General features: G+C 47.8%; 2 protein-coding genes and 3 pseudogenes. 2 read left to right on the top strand and 3 right to left on the bottom strand.

The genetic code is table 11. The features are described 5' to 3' along the window. Nucleotides 1-300, top strand: a pseudogene (locus tag BGK49_RS11490) (IS1-like element IS1X2 family transposase); the annotation flags it as partial. 14 nt (nt 301-314) lie between these two features. Next, nucleotides 315-893, top strand: a pseudogene (locus BGK49_RS11485) (helix-turn-helix transcriptional regulator); the annotation flags it as partial. Between the two features lie 42 nt (nt 894-935). On the opposite strand, the gene BGK49_RS11480 reads toward BGK49_RS11485, so the two are convergent. From BGK49_RS11480 to BGK49_RS11470, 3 genes and pseudogenes are all read right to left on the bottom strand, one after another. After that, complete coding sequence (locus BGK49_RS11480; RefSeq protein ID WP_000347826.1) at nt 936-2,087, bottom strand: acyl-CoA dehydrogenase; 1,152 nt, start codon at nt 2,085-2,087, stop codon at nt 936-938. Nucleotides 2,088-2,100: 13 nt separating this feature from the next. Continuing rightward, nucleotides 2,101-2,730: pseudogene (locus BGK49_RS11475) on the bottom strand (acetate CoA-transferase YdiF); the annotation flags it as partial. Between the two features lie 15 nt (nt 2,731-2,745). Continuing rightward, the coding region (locus BGK49_RS11470; RefSeq protein ID WP_000718190.1) for an IS1 family transposase at nt 2,746-2,937 on the bottom strand (192 nt) is incomplete at its 5' end.

The following is a 2,937-nucleotide window of genomic DNA, read 5'->3' as shown; positions in this document are numbered from 1 at the left end:
ACGGTTGTGGCGCACGTCTTCGGTGAACGCACTCTGGCCACACTGGAGCGTCTTCTGAGCCTGCTGTCGGCCTTTGAGGTCGTGGTATGGATGACGGATGGCTGGCCGCTGTATGAATCACGCCTGAAGGGAAAGCTGCACGTTATCAGCAAGCGTTACACTCAGCGCATTGAGCGACATAATCTGAATCTGAGACAACATCTGGCAAGGCTGGGACGGAAGTCACTGTCGTTCTCAAAATCGGTGGAGCTGCATGACAAGGTCATCGGGCATTATCTGAACATAAAACACTATCAGTAAGTTGGAGTCATTACCCGCATTCTTGTCCGGTAATTGCCGCGGGGCAGGGAAAAGAAGTCATAAAAACCTTATTTAATGAGCTAAGTGTGATTTTGCCGCAAAGTAAAAATAGCCAAACATCTTCGTTATGGGATGCATTTGCCTATACGTTAGCCATTCTTTACTACGAAAATTTTAAAAATGCTTATCGTTCGGAGCAGGGGTATATTAAAAAAGATGTTCTGATAAAAGATATTCTTTTCTATCTGAATAATAATTATCGCGAAAAAATCACTTTAGAACAGTTATCGAAAAAATTTCGTGCCAGCGTCAGTTATATTTGCCATGAATTTACCAAAGAGTATCGTATTTCCCCTATTAACTATGTTATTCAACGGCGTATGACGGAAGCAAAATGGTCACTCACTAATACTGAATTATCACAGGCAGAGATCTCCTGGCGTGTGGGTTATGAAAATGTCGATCACTTTGCCAAACTGTTTTTGCGCCATGTCGGTTGTTCGCCCAGCGATTACCGTAGACAATTTAAAAACTGTTTTGCGGAACAAGAAATCCTATCTGAATTTCCTCAACCGGTAAGTCTTGTTGGATAAATCTGGCGGCGCAGTTTGTTAAGAAGCTGCGCCGCCTGCAGATTATTTGTTCTGATAGTCTTTCAGGAGCTGCCGACCTGCTACGTAAATCATAATTTCGTCTGTACCGCCGCTGATACGTTCACAACGGACATCACGCCAGAAGCGGGAGACGCGCGCTTCATCGGTATAGCCCAGACCGCCCATGATTTGAATCGCATCATCAATGACTTCCATTGCGGTACGTGCGCAATACAGTTTTGCCAGCGCCGCGCTGGTGCGCAGTGACTGATGCTGATCGGCTTGCCATGCCACTTTCAGCACCATGTTGCGCATGTTGTCGATCTTAATCGCCATCAGCGCCAGTTTTTCCTGGATCATCTGGTTATGACCAATGGGCTTACCAAAAGCGATACGTTGGTTGGCATAGCGGGCGGCATCTTCAAAGGCGCATTCGGCAAAGCCGGTGCTGCGAGCGGCGTTGATCAGGCGCTCCATCTCAAAGTTGTACATCACATTGAGGAAACCCATTCCTTCTTCGCCCACCATGTCGCTCTCTTCAACCTCCACGTTGTCGAGATAGACTTCGCAGGTGCTGAGCATATGCCAGCCGATTTTATGCAGCGGGTTAATCTTAATGCCGGGCTTACTGGAGTCGACCCACCACAGGGTGAAGGCTTTTTTGGGATCTTTCGGTTGCGGATCGCGCGCCAACACCAGCATATACGGGTACTCTTTCGCACCGGTAATAAAGGTTTTCTGTCCGTTGATGTAAACCTTGCCGTTTTTACGCGTGTAAGTGGTAGTGGCACTGTTGTTGTCTGAGCCTGCGCCTGGCTCCGTCAACGCCAGGGCATAGGCGGGATCACCCGTTTCCAGGGTGCTCTCTGCCGTTTTACGTAGCTGCTCTGCAGAACCGAAACGGCGCATACTGTGAATACATTGACCGTTGGTAATCAAAAATGCCGGAGCACCGCATTTTGACACTTCCATCAGCGCCAGCATCTGGGTGACGTAATCCGCAGGGATGCCACCGAACTCTTCCGGCACGCCAAGCATAGAAATGCCGTTATCCGCCAGCGCCCGCATAAACTCACGCGGATATGTCCCGTTTTGATCGCAGGTGCGGAAATACTCTTCCGCAAAGTTAGTCGTAATCAGTTCGCGAATACTGGCCAGCAGCAGTTCTTGTTCTTCAGTTAAAGAAAAATCCATTGTGATACTCCTGTTAATGAGCCGCTTCAGGCAGGACAAAACCCATCGCCGCATCGATAAATAATCTTTCGTCCATCAGTTTGAGTTCTGGCGAAATCACTGGGGTGAAATCCATTTTGTCGAGAATATCTTTTTGTAAATCGACGCCAGGGGCGATTTCGATTAAATGCAGGCCGTCTTCTTTCAGCGTGAATACAGCACGTTCGGTGATGTAACGAACATCCAGTTCCCGTTCGAGCGCGATTTTTCCGCTAAAAGTAATTTCCGGTAGTTCCTGAATAAATTTCTTCACCCGTCCTTCCTGGACGATATTTAATTTGCCATCGGCAATTTCTGTTTTTAAACTGCCCGCGGTTAACGTGCCGCAGAAAATAATTTTCTTCGAGGTGGCACTGATATCAATAAATCCACCGGTACCCATGATTTTGCCATTGAATTTATGCACGCCGACGTTACCGTGCTGGTCGACTTCAGCAAAACTCAAATAACAAACATCCAGACCACCACCGTGATAAAAATCAAACTGGGACGTCATATCCAGAATGGCACGGGTATTCACGTTCGCGCCAAAGGCAATCCCCTGTGAAGTAATTCCGCCAATCGGACCTGTTTCTACCGTCAGAATAAAGTCATCAGCACAACCGGTAATGACTCCAACTTATTGATAGTGTTTTATGTTCAGATAATGCCCGATGACTTTGTCATGCAGCTCCACCGATTTTGAGAACGACAGCGACTTCCGTCCCAGCCGTGCCAGGTGCTGCCTCAGATTCAGGTTATGCCGCTCAATTCGCTGCGTATATCGCTTGCTGATTACGTGCAGCTTTCCCTTCAGGCGGGATTCATACAG

It is taken from the genome of Shigella sp. FC1544 (assembly GCF_001722145.1).
Lineage (GTDB): Bacteria > Pseudomonadota > Gammaproteobacteria > Enterobacterales > Enterobacteriaceae > Escherichia > Escherichia coli.
The sequence above is the reverse complement of the archived record's forward strand: the minus strand, read 5'-3'. Positions and strand labels throughout refer to the sequence as shown.

Excerpts from the sequence above, each read along its gene's own strand:
- BGK49_RS11480 (WP_000347826.1), bottom strand. The coding sequence starts at position 2,087 with ATGGATTTTTCTTTAACTGAAGAACAAGAACTGCTGCTGGCCAGTATT.